This window comes from Butyrivibrio sp. YAB3001 (genome assembly GCF_900112195.1).
Classification (GTDB): Bacteria; Bacillota; Clostridia; order Lachnospirales; family Lachnospiraceae; genus Butyrivibrio.
Window position 1 is genome coordinate 70,798 of the sequence record NZ_FOKR01000002.1, and the last position, 16,939, is coordinate 87,736.

Here is a 16,939-nt window from a genome sequence, read left to right on the forward strand (position 1 = left end):
GGAAATCTTGAGATTCCGGACTGATTGAAGGAATCTATCGCAAACTTTTTTGGAAAAGAATTTTCTTAAAAGTTCTATGATTACTGGCATCCGTCACAAATCCAAGCGAAGTTTGAAATTTAATTTTTGAACTTGCTTAATTTATGATGGAGGACTTTGCCTTATGATGAGATCTCTCTTTTCTGGTGTTGCAGGACTTAAGACACATCAGACCAAAATGGACGTTATTGGTAACAATATTGCCAATGTTAATACTACTTCTTTTAAATCACAGTCAATTACTTTCTCAGACCTTATGTATCAGACAACACAGGCTGCATCAGCTCCTACACAGACCAAGGGTGGTGTAAATGCACGACAGATCGGTCTTGGTTCTAAGTCAGGCGCTATCTCTACAGCAATTGAAGGTCAGGGCTCAACTCAGACTACAAACAACCCATTTGATATCATGATTACAGGAAAAGCGTTCTTTGTTGTCAATAACGGACAGCAGGACCTTTATACAAGAGATGGTTCTTTCTACGTAGATGGCGCAGGAAACCTTGCAATGCAGTCAAATGGTTATCTTGTTCGTGGATGGGCAGCAAAGCTTAATCCTGATACAGGTGCAAGAGAAATTGATACAAACTCAGGTCTTACAACTCTTGAGATCATGACAGCCGATAACTCTACATATGCTCCTGCTGCAACATCACAGGCTATTTACAGCGGCAATGTAGACGATAATGATACAAACATCAATTCTGATGATGGTAAGACAATCCAGCTAGAGTTCTATGATAATAAAGGATATCTTTATACAGCCAAGTTTTCTATGAAGGACGTTGATAAATCTAAGCATATTTTCAATTTACAGCTTGTTGATATTCTTGATTCAAACGGACAGTCAATTGGAACTACAAAGATGAATTGTATCGGATTTGGTACAACCGATTATGATTCAGTAAATAATAAATGGAATGATGATACAGCATTAGCAGCTGGTTATTCAAAGACAGTAGAAGATGATGGAACCATCACCATAACAGATGGAACAAACTCATATAATATAAATTCTACAGGAAGTGTTGAAAGTATCACGGAAGTATTAAAGAATGCTTATGGCAAAACTGATGCTGAAATAGAAGAGTATGGCGATTATGGAACATATTCTATTAGTGGTGACGGCTCTATAATTCTGAAGAAGGGCGTAAATTTAAGATTTGATGCTTCGACAGGTAATCTTGTAGCAGCTGATCCACAGACTGATACAGAAACCAATAAAGGTATGGTTGATATTATTTTCAATCAGACAGCTACAATAGGTGGCGAAAGTGTTGGACTTGAAGCTTTTGGATATCAGAAGGGCGATAAAGATACTACAGAATATAAAGCAGGCCAGCTCCAGATTGATTTCTCTTCAGTTACTAACTACAACAGTAATGGTTCAGCAACAGTAAAGGCTACAAAGGGAGATAAGAAAAATAATTATACCGGACGAGCTGTTGGTGAAATGAACGGTATTACAGTCAGCACAGACGGTAAGATCAATGCAACATATTCAAACGGACAGACTAAGCTCCTTGGACAGATCGCATCTGCAGAATTTGCAAACGCATCCGGTCTTTCCAAGGAAGGTGATAACCTTTACAAGCAGACTCTTAACTCAGGTACAGCAACAATCCAGGATATCACAACTGATGGCGGCTACATGAACACCGGCGTTCTTGAAATGTCAAACGTGGATCTTTCCTCAGAGTTTACGAATATGATCACAACACAGCGTGGATTCCAGGCAAACAGCCGTATCATTACTGTATCAGATACACTTCTTGAAGAACTTACAAACCTCAAGAGATAATATTTATAATGTGATTTTACTAACCGACTAAGCATATGCTATTTTTTGTTCCACCTCCTATTTTTATAGCTACTCCTTAAAAATGCAGCTCTATCTCCTGATAGGGCTGCATTGATGTGTGAATGTTATATAAATAACTATTTATTATCGCATTTTAGTACATAAAACGTGATATAATATTTTTCTCTACAAGATATTGTATCGAATCAAAATTCCTAACACTAGAGAAACTAAATTTCAATAACTTTCTATCAAAATGAAATTAAGTGCCAAATATGTTCAAAATATGAACATAATATTGAGTATTTGTGTTTTAAATGTAGTAAAATATACATATGTAGAAATAAAATTTCAGATTACATGAAAAAAATCTAAACATGTTTGCTTTATCGATAATTATTTTTCTTTTTGTCTAGGAGAACACTATGGAAAAGGGGGTATTGCTTCTAACTTTACTTGATACAAGGAAAATACTTGTAAATACGAGATGCATCCAGACTGTCGAATCTAATCCTGACACTGTGATTCATCTAAGTGGGGGACGTAAGATTCTTGTAAAAGAATCCTTGGAGGAAATCTACAAAATAATGAATGGGGAAGAACTAGCATAGTTTGAACAAGTTACAGTTTCAGTAAATGTTGCAAATAATAATTTAGAGGGGTAGATATTGTGGATATTGCGTCTTTACTAGGTGTAGGTCTTTGTTTCTTATTCATGATCTTGAGTATTGTCTTTTCTGCCGGCATTACAGGTGTTAAATACTTCCTTGATGCTCCTTCGGCGATGATCACGTTCGGTGGAGCTTTCATGGCGGTTTTGGCATCAAGAAGTATGCCGAGTTTCATGAGTGGTCTAAAATCTTATACGCTTATTTTTAAAATGCCTCAGGACGATACAAAGGGCACAATTAAGCGAATCATCGATTTATCCAATACAGCAAGAAAAGAAGGTCTTCTTGCACTTGAAGAAGCTGCAGGCAGTCTTGAAGATGCTTTTATGAAAAAAGGTGTCATGCTTATAGTTGATGGTACTGAACCTGAACTTGTTAAAAGCATTCTCGAAGCAGAAATTGATGCCATGGCTGAACGACATAAAGATAACTATTCATTCTTTGGCGATGTTGCCGGAATGGGTCCTTCCTGGGGTATGATCGGAACTCTTCTTGGACTGGTTCTTATGCTTCAGAACATGTCAGATCCTTCTTCAATCGGACCATCCATGGCCGTTGCCCTCATTACAACATTCTATGGTTCAGTTCTTGCAAACTGGTTCTGTTATCCCGCTGAAAATAAACTTAAAGCAAGAAGTAATGCAGAGTATATGTCAAAGAGCATTGTTATAGAAGGACTTCTTTCTATTCAGGCCGGCGAAAACCCACGTGTTACAGAAGAAAAGCTTAAATCCTTCCTGTCACCTGGCGACAGAGCTGCTTATGAAGCTGAAAATGGCACCGGCGATGGAGGAGGTGGAGAATAATGGCAAAAAAACCAGAAGAAATAAAACCTGGTCTACCGGCGTGGCAAGGTACATTCGGAGATCTGATGAACCTGCTTCTTTGTTTCTTCGTTTTGCTTTTCTCCATGGCTACAATGGATGCAGCCAAGTTTGAAGAGGTTGCAGCATCTTTCAGTTCAGCGTTTGGTATTTTCTCGGGTGGTGAGATGGCACTTGGTCAGGGAGCCCTGATTGGAGATGGTGTTTCACAGCTTAATGAGCTCTCAAGTTACATTAACTCGATGGGTCTTACACAGACAGGTGAGGATACAGAAGAAGTTAAGGATATTGAAGATCAGACTGAGGAAGAGATATTAGAAGCTGCAGAAGAAGAACAGATGGAAGCTTCTCAGGAACTTGCGGAACAGATCCAGGAAGCACTTGAAGAAAATGATATAACAGAAGAAGTTTCATTAAATTATACAAGTCAGTATGTACAGCTTACAATTCAGGGATCAATTCTTTTTGACTCAGGAAAAGTTGATATAAAATCTGATGCAATCCCTGTTATAGATAAAGTTGGACAGATACTTGAAACATTTGCCGGCGGAACCATTGAGATTGAAGGACATACGGATAATGTACCGATGTCATCTGGCGGAAAATACAGTAATAATGATGAATTAAGCTCAGGAAGAGCTCTTTCAATCTTTAATTACCTTGTTGCAAATACTAATCTTGATCCTGCTAATCTGGTTCATACAGGACGCGGAGAATACGATCCGATAGCTGATAATTCAACAGATGAAGGAAGAGCAAGAAACAGAAGAGTAGAGATTAAGATTTATAATCCATTAAGTGCAAATTATTAAAATTTGGAGGAAGCCATTAAATGAAAAAGAACTTACTATCAATCATTATTCTTGCACTTTTAGTTGTAAACATAGGAATGACAGCTTTTATGCTTCTTAGTGTTATGACTACTAATTCCCAGACAGCAAAAATTATTTCCGATATTGCTTCTGCTCTGGAACTGGAGGCAAGCGGAGGTGCCGGAGGCGGATTTACAGCTTCTGCTTCGGGAACTGTTGCTCCTTCAAATATAGCAACTTTTGGCTTTACGGGTGATGACAAGCTTACTATCAACTTAAAGCCGGGTGAAGATGGAAAGAGCCACTACATGCTGGTTGAAGTTGTTTTCTCTATGAACACTGCAGCAGCTGATTATGCTACATATGGAACCGAGGAATCACTTTCAAGCATGAAAGAACTTGTAAAAGGTAAGATCACTACAGTTCTTTCGAACTACACAATTGAAACTCTTCAGGCAGATGATACTGCTGCCAAGGAAGAAATTCTTGATCAGGTTCAGGAACTCTATGGCGGTTCAACATTTATTTACGAGGTTACATTTAGTAGCGTGCTTTACCAGTAATACATAGTAATCTATTCAGTTAATTGTTTATTTGGGTGCTATTTTCAGATAGCAACAGAGAGGAGATACACTTTGAGTGAAGTACTGTCACAAAATGAAATAGATAGTCTGCTGGCAGCACTCAGTACTGGTGAAGTTGACGTTGCTCAAATGTCGGCAGCGGACGAGAAGAAAGTCAAGGATTACGACTTTAAACGTCCGGCTAAGTTCTCAAAAGAGCATTTACGTACTCTCGAGATGATCTACGAGCATTACGGAAGACTATTATCTACTACATTGCCTCTGTACCTTAGAAGAAATGTTGCAGTATCGGTAGCTAACTCAGAGACGGTTACATATTCGGAGTTTAGTAATGCTTTGTCGAATCCTGTTATTTTGGGAGTTATCAATTTTTTACCACTTCAGGGGACTATTATTCTTGAACTTCAGGCTAATTTAGGCTTTTCCTTCATAGACAGAGTGTTAGGTGGTGAAGGAACAACCTTGGATAAACCAAGACCATTTACTGATATAGAAATGCCGCTTATCGAAAAACTGGTAACAATCTGTATGCAGCTTATGGTTGAGCCCTGGCAAAACGTTGTGGCCATCAATCCGGTTATGGAAAGAATAGAGACAAACCCACAGTTTGCACAGGTTATTTCACCTACTGACATGATAGCTATCGTAACGCTGAATCTTAAGATTGGTGAGACAGAAGGACTTATGAATGTATGCCTTCCATATTTCACTTTAGAGAGTGTTATGGATAAGCTGAACACCAAGTTCTGGTTTTCAACGATGCAAAAGAACAATGACGAGAACTATGGTGAATTCCTTGAAACCATGGTCAGACGTGTGGATGTCCCTGTCAAGGCTATTCTTGGTAAGTGCAATGTTTCAGTCAATGATTTTGTTCATCTACAGGCCGGAGACATTATAAGGCTTGATAACCGAGTCAATACCGATATGCAGATTTATGTAGGGAATATATACAAATTTACCGCTTTGCCGGGTACGGCAAAAGATAAGTATGCTGTAAGAATAACATCGATTGTGAGAGAGGAGGGAGAATAACACCATGGAGGGAATGTTATCACAGGATGAAATTAATGCTTTACTATCTGGAATGGATTCTTCCGGTGATGGTGACGCTGCTGCTTCAGGAGGTGATTCTTCCGCAGATTCCGGTTCTGGTGGATCTTCTGGTATAGATGAATCTCTTTTGAATGATGCTGAAAAAGACGCGATTGGTGAAGTTGCCAATATTAGCATGGGTTCTTCAGCTACTACGCTGTATTCCCTTGTTAATCAGAAAGTCAATATTACAACACCTCAGGTTGAACTTGCAAACTGGGAGAACGTAATAAACAACTATGAAAGACCTTGTGTATTTATTCAGATCAAATATACAGTCGGTCTTGACGGAACTAATATCCTTATTCTGAAAGAGCATGATGTTATGGTAATCACTGACCTTATGATGGGCGGTGATGGTACCAATACTGATGGTGAAGTTGGCGAACTTCAGCTTTCTGCTATTTCAGAAGCGATGAACCAGATGATGGGTGCTGCTGCCACATCTCTTTCTACAATGATCAATCAGAAAGTAGATATCAGCCCGCCACAGGCATCAGTTCTTGACATGATTAATGATGACCCGTCTGATATCGCAGATTTCCTTACCGGTACATTCGTTAAGATTTCTTTTAAAATGCAGGTAGGTGAACTCGTCGACTCAACATTGATGCAGTTGTATCCAATCGACTTTGCAAAAACTCTTAAGGATACAGTTATCACCAGTGAACAGGGTGGCGATTCAGCGCCGGAACCGGCACCTGCTCCGGCAGCACCGGATCCTGCACAGGCACAACAGGCAGCCGCTCCACAGATGGATCCGAACATGATGGCAGGCCAGATGCCTCAGATGGGCATGGGAATGGGAATGCCGCAGATGGGAATGCCACAGATGGGAATGGGTATGGGTATGGGAATGCCACAGATGCAAATGCCTATGAATCCTATGATGAATATGAATATTCAGCCTGCGCAGTTCCAGAATTTTGCCGGTCCAACTACGCTTATGGCTGGTGGCGAGAACATTGGAATCATTAAAGATGTACCGCTTGAGGTTACAGTTGAGCTTGGAAGGACTGCAAAACCTATTTCGGATATTCTTGATTTTGCTCCGGGAACAATCATTGAGCTTGATAAAGTTGCCGGTGAACCTGTTGATGTTCTTGTTAATGGTAAGTTCGTTGCCAAGGGAGAAGTTGTAGTTATTGAGGAAAGTTTTGGTGTTCGTGTGACTGAGATTGTTCAGTAATCTTTACACGGCGTTTTGAGGGGACTATGGGAGTAGATTCATATTTGCAATTTTTATCTGTCCTTATAATTTTTATTTTGGTTTTGGCAGTTACATTTTATGTGACAAAATGGATAGCCAATTATCAAAAGGGGGCTGAACGCGGCAAAAATATCGAAGTTATAGAGACCTTCAGAATTTCCAACAATAAATACATACAGATTGTCAGGATTGGCAACAGATATGTTTCTATTGCTGTTACTAATGATCACATAACAAACCTTGGGGATGTATCTTTTGATGAACTGGTATTAGAAGAAAGTTTTAATAAAAATGTTTCTTTAAAGGATGTTAGCTTTAAAGAGATATTTGAAAAAATAAAAGGCGAGAAAAAGAATACTGATGACAAGTGAGCGGGGAGTTTTTTCACTTAAAAAGAATATGAGGGATTGTATAAGAATAGCTTTTGTCAGGATACTGTTTGTGGTCACTGTTGTTCTTACAGCTTTGTTTGCTATGCCTGTAACGGTACATGCAACCGAAGATATTATTGTGGATACAACACCCACAGATCCGACAACAAGCGTCGAAAGCCATCTTACCGGCTCTACGGATGAAAGAACAAATATCCATGAGCCTGGTTCTAGTGAGGATCCGGACGATTTAAAGAAGCTTAACATTGCCAATACTGTTACTATTACGTATGACAATGGAAATGGCTCTTTAAATGGTGCTCTCAGGATCCTTATTACTCTTACTTTAATTACCCTTGCACCAACTCTTCTGGTGATGATGACTTCTTTTACAAGAATCATTGTTGCCCTTCATTTTACAAGAACAGCCATTGGAACCCAAACATCACCACCTAACCTGGTGATGATTGGGATTGCTTTGTTTATGACACTTTTCATAATGCAGCCCACGCTTACAAGTGTTTATAACGATGCTGTTATTCCTTTTGAAAATGGCGAAATGGATCAGGAAGAGTTTTTTAAGGAAGCAATGGAGCCATTCAGAAATTTCATGTACGGTCAGACCATGAAAAAAGATGTAGTTCTTTTCATGGAGATTGATGGAATTGAGTGGGATGGCGAACTTGAGAGTATTCCTAATGTAGTCCTTATCCCAAGTTTTGTTGTAAGTGAACTTAGAAGAGCATTTATTATTGGTTTTGTTATCTATATTCCATTTATTGTTATCGATATGGTAGTTGCATCGGTGCTTATGAGTATGGGTATGATGATGCTTCCGCCAACCACGATCTCGCTGCCGTTTAAAATCTTATTATTTGTTCTTGCAGATGGTTGGAGTCTTATTATCGGTAATCTTGTTAAAACGTTTTATTGATCGGATTTTTGATAAAAGGAGGATGAACTTATGATCACAGTTGCTGATATTAATAGTATTGTAAGTGCTGCGCTGTTTATGGTAATAAAAATGGCTCTTCCTGTGCTTTTAACTTCCATGTCAATTGGTCTTATCATTTCAATATTTCAGACTGTTACCTCAATTCAGGAGCAGACGCTTACCTTTGTTCCTAAAGTTCTTGGAGTTTTTACCATGATAATGCTCATAGGAAACTGGATGCTTACTGAACTTTCAGGATATATAACAAGTCTTTGGTCTGATTTTTCGAGATATGTTCGGTAATAAAATATAAAAAGTTTAGATATTTCTAATAAATTTTCTATATACTGGTTTTCTAAATTTATATACAATTAATAGTATAAAGTTATATATTTTATCAGATATATTTTCTTAGGGAACGTGTATGCTAAATTACAGCTTTAGTTATGGGGATTTAGAGATTTTTCTTTTGATTCTTGTGAGAATAGCAAGCTTTGTGTTTGTCTGTCCGTTTTTTGGTGGCAATCAGACTCCAAATCTTGTAAAGATTGGATTTAGTCTGATCCTGTCCATAATGCTATATGGCGCAGTTCCATTCTCAGCTCCCCATTACAATACGATAATTGGTTTTACTGTAATTGTTCTTAAAGAGGTTATGGCAGGTCTTTTGATAGGTCTTGCTGTACAGCTCTGCAACATGATCGCATCCTTTGCAGGAACGATCGTTGATATGCAGATAGGCCTTTCGATGGTCAGTATGTTTGATAATAATACAAATTCACAGGTAACCATTACAGGAAATCTTTATTCACAGGTTCTGACCATGATGCTTATTGCATCTGGAATGTATCGTTATATCTTAAAAGCACTTGTTGATACATTCAGACTTATTCCGATAAATGGTGCTGTGATACATTCAGACAGATTAATGGAATCGATATTGCTGTTTCTTGAAGATTACGTTGTTATCGGATTCAGAATCTGTCTGCCAATATTCATAATCACATTTATTACTAACGTAACACTGGGTATTCTTGCTAAAGTATCTCCACAGATGAATATGTTTGCGGTTGGAATCCAGATTAAGATCATTATTGGTCTTCTTATTATGTTTATTACAGTTACGATGCTTGGAGATGCTTCGAACTTTGTATTTATAAATATGAAGGAGCTGATGGAGAATTTTGTCTACAGTATGCAGAGTAGTTGATTATTCATATACACCGGTCATGAAGTATGATCTTCAGTTCTTTGCTGAAGATGCCAATGGCGCGGAAAAGACAGAAGAAGCTACTCCAAAAAAATTGGAGGATGCCCGAAAGGAAGGTCAGGTTGCCAAGAGCCAGGAAGTAGCGACAGCATTTTCATTATTGGCATTTTTTATTCTGCTTCGTATTTTGTATCGATTTTTGGGAAAAAGTTTTTTTCAGGAGTTTTCAAGGGCATATGACAGTATTCCAAATATTGCCAGACTTTACGATGATTATCTTCCTTTTCTTTATATCAGAAGTGTACTGAATAATGCGCTTTTGACCATTTTGCTTCTGTGTTCTCCGTTTTTTTTAGTTGGTTTTCTTACAGCTTTTTTGTGTGACATCGTTCAGGTTGGACTTAAGCCGACAGCTAAGCCACTCCAGCCAAAGCTTAACAAGATAAATCCCATAAGTGGTCTGAAAAAGATTTTTTCAACAAGAAAATTGTTTGAGTTATTCAAGTCACTGCTAAAGCTTGCAATTATGGCAATCGTTATTATTTCATACTTTAGCAAGAGGACAGAATCAATCTTTTTACTTTATAATATGCCACTTCTTCAAGCCATTGGACTTATGGGAAACCTTATAATAGGTCTTGGCATGCGGATTGCCGCAGCTTACATGATAATTGCATTTGCGGATTTCATATATCAGAAACGCAAATTCAAGAAAGACATGATGATGACCAAACAGGAAGTCAAGGATGAGTATAAGAATTCCGAAGGAAATCCTGAAGTAAAGGGAGCTCAGAAGCGAAGAATGATGGAAGCTTCCAGAAGAAGGATGATGAAACAGCTTCCAAAGGCAGATGTGGTCATCACAAACCCTACGCATTACGCTGTAGCTATCAAATATGATGCAGAAGAAGCCGATGCGCCTGTAGTTCTTGCAAAGGGTGCAGATTATCTTGCTCAGAAGATCAAGGAAGTAGCAAGGGAAAATAATATCGAGATTGTTGAAAATAAGCCTTTGGCCAGAATGTTATATGCAAATGTTGAGGTCGGCGAAATGGTTCCGCCGGAATTATATAAGGCGGTAGCCGAGGTGCTAGCATATGTTTATCATTTGAAGGGCAAAGCCTGATATAAGTTTTTACAAAATCTATGAAGGGGGATGAACATGAATAAAAAGGTTATCATTAATCGAATTTATGATTATGGCCTTGCACTTTATATTGTTGCGGCTATTATCATGCTCATTATTCCTCTGAAAGACTGGGTTCTTGACTTTTTGCTTGCGTTTGATATGTCGCTTTCATTTGTAATCATGTTCACTGCAATGTTTGCAACTGATGTATTACAGATGTCATTCTTCCCTACAATCTTGCTGTTTACAACAATATTCAGAATTGCGCTTAACGTTTCATCAACAAGACTTATTCTTACTGAGGGAAGCGCCGGTAAAGTTATCGAAGTATTTGGTTCTTTCGTTGGCGGCGGTGACCTTATCGTAGGCGCGATTGTATATGTAATTCTTATCATCGTTCAGCTGATGGTTATCAACAAAGGTTCAGAACGTGTAGCTGAAGTATCTGCAAGATTTACTCTCGATGCTATGCCCGGTAAACAGATGGCTATCGATGCGGATCTGAATACAGGCGCCATAACGGATGAAGAAGCGAAAGCAAGACGAGATAAGATTCAGGAAGAAGCAAGCTTTTTTGGAGCCATGGATGGTGCTACCAAGTATGTTAAGGGAGATGCAACAGCCGGTCTTATAATTACCGCAACTAACCTTATCGGCGGAATTGCAATGGGCATGCTTAGAAAGGGAATGGATGTAAATACAGCCATTAACACCTATTCAATCCTGACTATGGGTGATGGACTTGTAAGTTCAATTCCTTCTCTTATGATCTCAATGTCAACAGGTATTCTTGTAACAAAGGGCTCAAAGGAAGCAGATTTTGGCCATCTTCTTATCAATCAGCTCTTTGGAATGCCAAAGACTTTGTATCTTGTTGGCGGAGTTTTGGCAGGGCTTGGTATCTTATCACCACTTCCTACAGTGCTTTATGTATCTTTTGGTGCTGCATTTATTTTGCTTGGAAGAATCACATCCCAGACAATCGAAGAAGTATCGGTTGAGTCAGAGGTACAATCCGCAGAAGAACAGCAGGCGGAAGAAATCAGACAGCCTGAGAATGTAACAAGTCTTTTGCAGGTTGATCCTATTGAACTTGAATTTGGTTATGGAATCATTCCTCTTGCGGATGTCAATCAGGGCGGCGATCTTCTTGACCGAGTTGTCATGATAAGAAGACAGATAGCTCTTGAACTTGGCACAGTTGTTCCAATTATTCGATTAAGAGATAATATTCAGTTGAATCCTAATCAATATATCATTAAAATTAAAGGTATACAGGTTAGTGATGGTGAGATACTCTTTGACCACTATATGGCGATGAATCCGGGGCATGTTGAAGATGAAATCACCGGTATTCCTACATTTGAGCCATCGTTCCATCTGCCGGCTATATGGATCACTGAAAGTCAGCGTGAAAGGGCAGAGAGTCTTGGCTACACCGTAGTTGATCCGCCATCAATAATTGCAACTCAGTTAACTGAGGTTATCCGTGAGCATATCGCAGAGCTCATGACCAGACAGGATGTTCAGAACCTTGTTGATAATCTCAAGGAAAGCCATTCTGCTCTTGTTGAGGAACTTGTTCCTAAGCTTATGAGCCTTGGTGAAATTGAGAAAGTATTGCAGAACCTGTTAAAAGAAGGCGTATCCATAAGGGATCTTGTTACTATATTTGAGACACTTGCCGACTTTGCACCGTCTACTCATGACCCGGACATTTTAACGGAATATGTTCGTCAGAGTTTGAAACGTGCAATTTCCAACAAATATTTTGTTGCGGGTGAGACAACAAGCGTAGTAACTCTTGATCCTAAGATCGAGCAGGAAATAATGAACAGTGTCAAGCAGACTGAGACAGGGGCTTATCTTACACTTGATCCTGCAAGAACAAAGGCAATCTTAAATGCTGTCGGAGAGCAGGTAAGAAAGCTTGAAGAGACGGGAAGACTTGCTATCATAATGGCATCGCCTATTGTCAGAATGTATTTCAAAAAAATGACAGAAGATTATTACAGAGATTTGATTGTTGTTTCATACAATGAGGTGGAACCTAATGTGGAACTTCAGTCGGTGGGGATGGTAACTGCATAATATGATTATCAAAAAGTATGTTGGAAAAACTGAAAACGAAGCAACTGATGAGGCTAGGAAGGAACTTGGTCAGAACATTGTTGTAATGAATGTGCGACCAATGAAGAAAACAGGATTTTTCTCGTTCTTTCAATCTCAAAAGATTGAGGTTACGGTTGCGCTGGAAGAAGAATCTGAACGCCAGATGAAAAATTATACTCCGGATAAGAGTGTGGTGCCGCAGCTAAGGCCTTTGGTGGAAGGAAGTCAGAAAGATACTGTAAAACCTGTTTCAAAGCCCTCAAAATCATCTGAGCTTAAGGATGAAGGCAGTGCCATTGAGGAAAAACTTGATAATTTAAGTTCTCTTTTAGAGAAAAACATTAAATACAACGCAAAAGAGGATGAAAAAGAAGAACAGCAGGCAGAAGCTGAACCTGTAAAGGTTAAACCTCCTAAGACGAATATATCTGAGGAGACAATGTCTTTTATCAAACTCTTATACAATACGCTTATAGAAAATGAAGTTGATGAGATTTATATAAATCAGCTTACGGATGAAGTTGAAAAGATTTCCAAGCCGGGGATGCCATTTGACTTTGCACTTGCTAACGTATATCAGAAGATGGTGCTTAAGTTTGGAAAAGCCGAGCCTATTGAGCCCAATGAGCATGGGCCAAAGGCTGAGATATTTATTGGACCGACAGGTGTAGGTAAGACTACTACAATTGCTAAACTTGCATCAGAATTATTTGTTACAAAGAAAAAGAAAGTAGTTCTTTTGACAATAGATACATACAGAATTGCCGCTGCTGAACAGCTTAGGACTTATGCTTCAATCCTGGAAGTTCCATGCAGGGTAATCTATTCTGTTGAAGAAATGAAACAGGCGGTTGAAGACTTTAAAGACTATGATTATGTTATGGTCGATACTGCAGGACACTCTTTACATAATGAGGAATTAAAGTCTGATATTGAAGGTTATATAAGAGCTTTGGAGGATTGCATGGAATGTGAGAATTTCCTTGTCCTTTCTGCAACTACAAAGTATAGAGACCTCATCGAAATATCAGATGCTTATTCTCAACTGGTTGCATACAAACTTATTTTTACAAAGATGGATGAGACAGGAGCTCAGGGAAATCTTTACAACATCAAGATGCATACAGGTTCGCCTATAGCCTACATTACAAACGGACAAAATGTTCCTGATGATATTGCTGTTTTCGATGCACAGAAAATTGTTAAAAATCTCTTAGGCGGAAAAAGTTAAAGGGTGGATTTATGGATCAGGCGCAACAGCTTAGAAATATAATTAAAAATAGTAGCAAACCACAGCGTCCCTTAGCAAGAATAATAACCGTCACCAGTGGAAAAGGTGGTGTAGGCAAGTCTAATGTAGCGATCAATCTGGCTATCCAGTTCAGAAAAATGGGAAAACGTGTAATTATTCTGGATGCGGATTTTGGCCTTGCCAACATAGAGATCATGTTTGGAACAGTTCCAAAACATAATCTTTGCGACCTTATATATCAGGGAAAGAATATCAAGGATATCATTACCTGGGGACCTGAAGGTGTTGGATTTATTTCCGGCGGTTCAGGTATTTCCGGAATGTATAACTTAAGTAGAGAATACCTTGTATATATTATAGTTAATCTTGCCGAATTAGATGCAATTGCTGATATAATAATAATAGATACCTGTGCAGGAATATCGAGTGCAGTAACCGAATTTTTGGTAGCAAGTGGTGAAGTTATCCTTGTAACAACACCCGAACCCACTTCAATTACTGACTCATATTCATTATTAAAGGCACTTAATCAGTCTCCAAGGTTTTCCATAGAGGATACAATTGTGAAGACTGTTTCAAACAGGGTAACATCGGAAGAAGAGGGACAACAGTTATTTAACAAGCTAAACACTGTTGTTTCAAGATATTTGAAGATTCCTCTTACATATATGGGTTCAATCCCGCAGGATCAGATGCTGGTTAGAAGTGTTATGCAGCAGTCACCTGTATCACTGCAGTATCCAAATGCAAGGTCTGTAAGAGCATTTGAAAATATTGCAGCAAAGCTGATGAATCCTGATGATGAGATTGAGATTAAACCAAGGGGAATGGCAGCTTTCTTTTCACATATTATTACAGGAAGAAAACTTAGCAGCACCAATCCTCAGATAATAGAGAGTATTCAAAATCCGTAAACTTTAATATCACTATCGTTAGAATGGAGAAGTTGTGGAATATGTTAAGTGATTACATTTCACCGGGAAACCGTGTCGAGCTTAAAGCAACCGGTAAGATATGGATGGATGATGATGTCAGGACAAGGCAGATTTATATGAGTAAAGTAATGGACATTACTTCAGATGATCGAATTGAAGTATTGATGCCATACGAAAAAGGGAGACTTGTTCTTTTACCTGTAGACGGAGAGTACAATCTGTGTTTTTACAGTAATAAAGGTCTTTATCAATGCTTTTCCAGAATTGTAGACCGCTACAGGAGTGACAATATCTATATTCTGGTGCTGGACCTTACAAGCGAACTACAAAAGCTCCAAAGAAGGGAATATTACAGATTCAGCTGCGCACTTGAACTTAAATCAAGGCAAAGCTCCAAGGAAGAACTTGAAGCCTATGAGATGAACCGGAAATACCTGGTTGATTCGGATGTTTCTCTTCAAAGAAGTGTAGTAGTTGATATAAGCGGCGGAGGACTTAGATTTGTAGCTAATTTTAAGTATGACGAAGGTAGTTTGATCTATTGTTCATACAGGCTTCCGGGAAATGCTAACGATAAAGAATATGAAATGATATGTAATGTTCTAAAAGTTAATGAATTGGAAACTAGACCGGGGCTTTTTGAACATAGAATACAATATAACTACATTGATGAAAACTCACGAGAAGATATCATTCACTTTATTTTTGAAGAAGAACGAAAAATAAGAAAGAAGCAAACTTAATTATGAGAAAAATTTTATTAATTGAAGACTCTGCACTTATGAGAACTGTACTGAGTGATATTATTAACTCAGATTCAAGATTTCAGGTGGTTGACAAAGCAAAAGATGGTGTTGAAGGTCTTGAGCTTTTAAAAAAGAATACCTACGATGTTGTCGTTCTTGATATAAACATGCCAAGAATGGACGGTATTACGTTGCTCAAGGAACTTCAAAAAAATAAGATCAAAGCAAAGATCATGTTATGCAGCACTGACACAAAAGAAGGTGCAAAAGTAACCATGGATGCGCTTGATCTTGGCGCGCTTGATTTTATTCATAAGCCTGACAGAGCATCAGAATGCAGGGGCGATGATTTTGTTAAGCAGTTCATAAATACACTGGCTGCTGTATCGGAATCAAAGGCGGCTGCGCCTACTCGTTCTTTTTCAATTGATGAAGTCAGGGATAATAAAAAGGTAGTTGATCTTGTCAGTAAATCAGCAAGCAGGATAACAGGAAACAGAATTGTTGCGATAGCAAGTTCTACCGGTGGACCAAGAGCTCTTCAATCTGTTATTCCTAAACTGCCTAAGAATATTAAAACGCCAATTGTTCTTGTTCAACATATGCCTGAAGGTTTTACCGCTTCTTTGGCTGAACGTCTGGATTCGCTAAGTGAAGTAAAGGTTAAGGAAGCGGCTGAAGGAGATGTGCTTCAAAATGGTGTTGTTTACATCTCTCGAGGAGGGAAGCACATGCATATTGTTAAAAACGGTGGCCGAAGTTCAATCCATTATGTGGATGGACCAACCAGAGAAGGTGTAAGGCCATGCGCTAACTTTATGTATGAATCGCTTATGGAGTCTGACTACGATGAGATTTGCTGTGTGGTTCTTACGGGGATGGGAGCCGACGGAACAGAAGGAATCAAGAATCTTAAGTCAAAGAAAAAAGTATTTGTTATCGGTCAGGAAGAAAGTACCTGTACCGTGTATGGAATGCCCAAAGCAGTTGCAACAGCTGGACTTGTTGATCAGGTTGTAAAACTTGAAAACGTTGCCCAGGAAATCATAATGCATGTCGGTGTGAATTGAGGGATTTCATTACTTTTTAATTTTTCTTTAATTTAAATTTTCTAAATTCCTCCATTCGAAAAACCGATAAAACATACAAAAGTATGCGATAATATGACTATGCTTTTGTGAATTTCACTTTTTTCTTATGGAGGTATATAGGTT

17 protein-coding genes are annotated in these 16,939 nt (G+C 38.6%); all 17 read left to right on the forward strand.

Going from position 1 to position 16,939, the window contains the following annotated elements:
• Positions 1-163: 163 nt before the first annotated feature.
• The 17 genes from BM086_RS00285 (at position 164) to BM086_RS00365 (ending at position 16,795) form a co-directional block, all read left to right on the forward strand.
• Positions 164-1,840 (forward strand): flagellar hook protein FlgE, encoded by a 1,677-nt coding sequence (locus BM086_RS00285; protein WP_092321705.1) that lies wholly within the window; start codon positions 164-166, stop codon positions 1,838-1,840.
• Between the two features lie 425 nt (positions 1,841-2,265).
• On the forward strand, positions 2,266-2,451 hold the full coding sequence (locus BM086_RS00290) for a flagellar FlbD family protein (RefSeq protein ID WP_092321708.1): 186 nt from the start codon (positions 2,266-2,268) through the stop codon (positions 2,449-2,451).
• 59 nt (positions 2,452-2,510) lie between these two features.
• Entirely contained in the window at positions 2,511-3,317 is an 807-nt protein-coding gene (locus tag BM086_RS00295) for a motility protein A (protein WP_092321711.1), read from the forward strand.
• Positions 3,317-4,147 carry an OmpA/MotB family protein gene (locus BM086_RS00300; protein ID WP_092321713.1) on the forward strand — a complete coding sequence of 277 codons (831 nt, stop codon included), beginning with the start codon at positions 3,317-3,319 and terminating at the stop codon, positions 4,145-4,147. The genes BM086_RS00295 and BM086_RS00300 overlap by 1 nt, the downstream gene beginning before the upstream one ends.
• A gap of 20 nt (positions 4,148-4,167) precedes the next feature.
• Positions 4,168-4,710 carry a flagellar basal body-associated FliL family protein gene (locus BM086_RS00305; RefSeq protein ID WP_092321716.1) on the forward strand — a complete coding sequence of 181 codons (543 nt, stop codon included), beginning with the start codon at positions 4,168-4,170 and terminating at the stop codon, positions 4,708-4,710.
• A 72-nt stretch (positions 4,711-4,782) separates the two neighbouring features.
• Positions 4,783-5,766 carry a flagellar motor switch protein FliM gene (gene fliM, locus BM086_RS00310; protein WP_092321718.1) on the forward strand — a complete coding sequence of 328 codons (984 nt, stop codon included), beginning with the start codon at positions 4,783-4,785 and terminating at the stop codon, positions 5,764-5,766.
• A gap of 4 nt (positions 5,767-5,770) precedes the next feature.
• The gene (gene fliY, locus BM086_RS00315; RefSeq protein WP_092321721.1) at positions 5,771-7,015 is read left to right on the forward strand and encodes a flagellar motor switch phosphatase FliY; all 1,245 of its coding nucleotides are present in this window, start codon (positions 5,771-5,773) and stop codon (positions 7,013-7,015) included.
• Between the two features lie 26 nt (positions 7,016-7,041).
• Positions 7,042-7,407 carry a flagellar biosynthetic protein FliO gene (locus tag BM086_RS00320; RefSeq protein WP_092321723.1) on the forward strand — a complete coding sequence of 122 codons (366 nt, stop codon included), beginning with the start codon at positions 7,042-7,044 and terminating at the stop codon, positions 7,405-7,407.
• Positions 7,397-8,341 (forward strand): flagellar type III secretion system pore protein FliP, encoded by a 945-nt coding sequence (gene fliP / locus BM086_RS00325; protein ID WP_242952098.1) that lies wholly within the window; start codon positions 7,397-7,399, stop codon positions 8,339-8,341. The genes BM086_RS00320 and fliP overlap by 11 nt, the downstream gene beginning before the upstream one ends.
• Positions 8,342-8,371: 30 nt before the next feature.
• Positions 8,372-8,644: a flagellar biosynthetic protein FliQ gene (locus BM086_RS00330; RefSeq protein WP_092321725.1), complete on the forward strand. Its 273-nt coding sequence runs from the start codon at positions 8,372-8,374 to the stop codon at positions 8,642-8,644.
• Between the two features lie 121 nt (positions 8,645-8,765).
• Positions 8,766-9,551 (forward strand): flagellar biosynthetic protein FliR, encoded by a 786-nt coding sequence (locus BM086_RS00335; protein ID WP_092321727.1) that lies wholly within the window; start codon positions 8,766-8,768, stop codon positions 9,549-9,551.
• Complete coding sequence (gene flhB / locus BM086_RS00340) at positions 9,526-10,677, forward strand: flagellar biosynthesis protein FlhB (RefSeq protein WP_330391458.1); 1,152 nt, start codon at positions 9,526-9,528, stop codon at positions 10,675-10,677. Before BM086_RS00335 ends, flhB begins: the two co-directional genes overlap by 26 nt.
• Positions 10,678-10,713: 36 nt before the next feature.
• Positions 10,714-12,771, forward strand: a complete 2,058-nt coding sequence (gene flhA, locus BM086_RS00345; protein ID WP_092321729.1) for a flagellar biosynthesis protein FlhA — start codon at positions 10,714-10,716, stop codon at positions 12,769-12,771.
• A 1-nt stretch (position 12,772) separates the two neighbouring features.
• A complete protein-coding gene (gene flhF / locus BM086_RS00350; RefSeq protein ID WP_092321731.1) occupies positions 12,773-14,023 on the forward strand; it encodes a flagellar biosynthesis protein FlhF in 1,251 nt (416 codons plus the stop codon).
• An 11-nt stretch (positions 14,024-14,034) separates the two neighbouring features.
• The gene (locus BM086_RS00355) at positions 14,035-14,958 is read left to right on the forward strand and encodes a MinD/ParA family protein (protein ID WP_092321733.1); all 924 of its coding nucleotides are present in this window, start codon (positions 14,035-14,037) and stop codon (positions 14,956-14,958) included.
• A gap of 41 nt (positions 14,959-14,999) precedes the next feature.
• A complete protein-coding gene (locus BM086_RS00360; RefSeq protein ID WP_092321735.1) occupies positions 15,000-15,722 on the forward strand; it encodes a flagellar brake protein in 723 nt (240 codons plus the stop codon).
• Positions 15,723-15,724: 2 nt separating this feature from the next.
• Positions 15,725-16,795, forward strand: a complete 1,071-nt coding sequence (locus BM086_RS00365) for a protein-glutamate methylesterase/protein-glutamine glutaminase (protein WP_175560039.1) — start codon at positions 15,725-15,727, stop codon at positions 16,793-16,795.
• Positions 16,796-16,939: the final 144 nt, after the last annotated feature.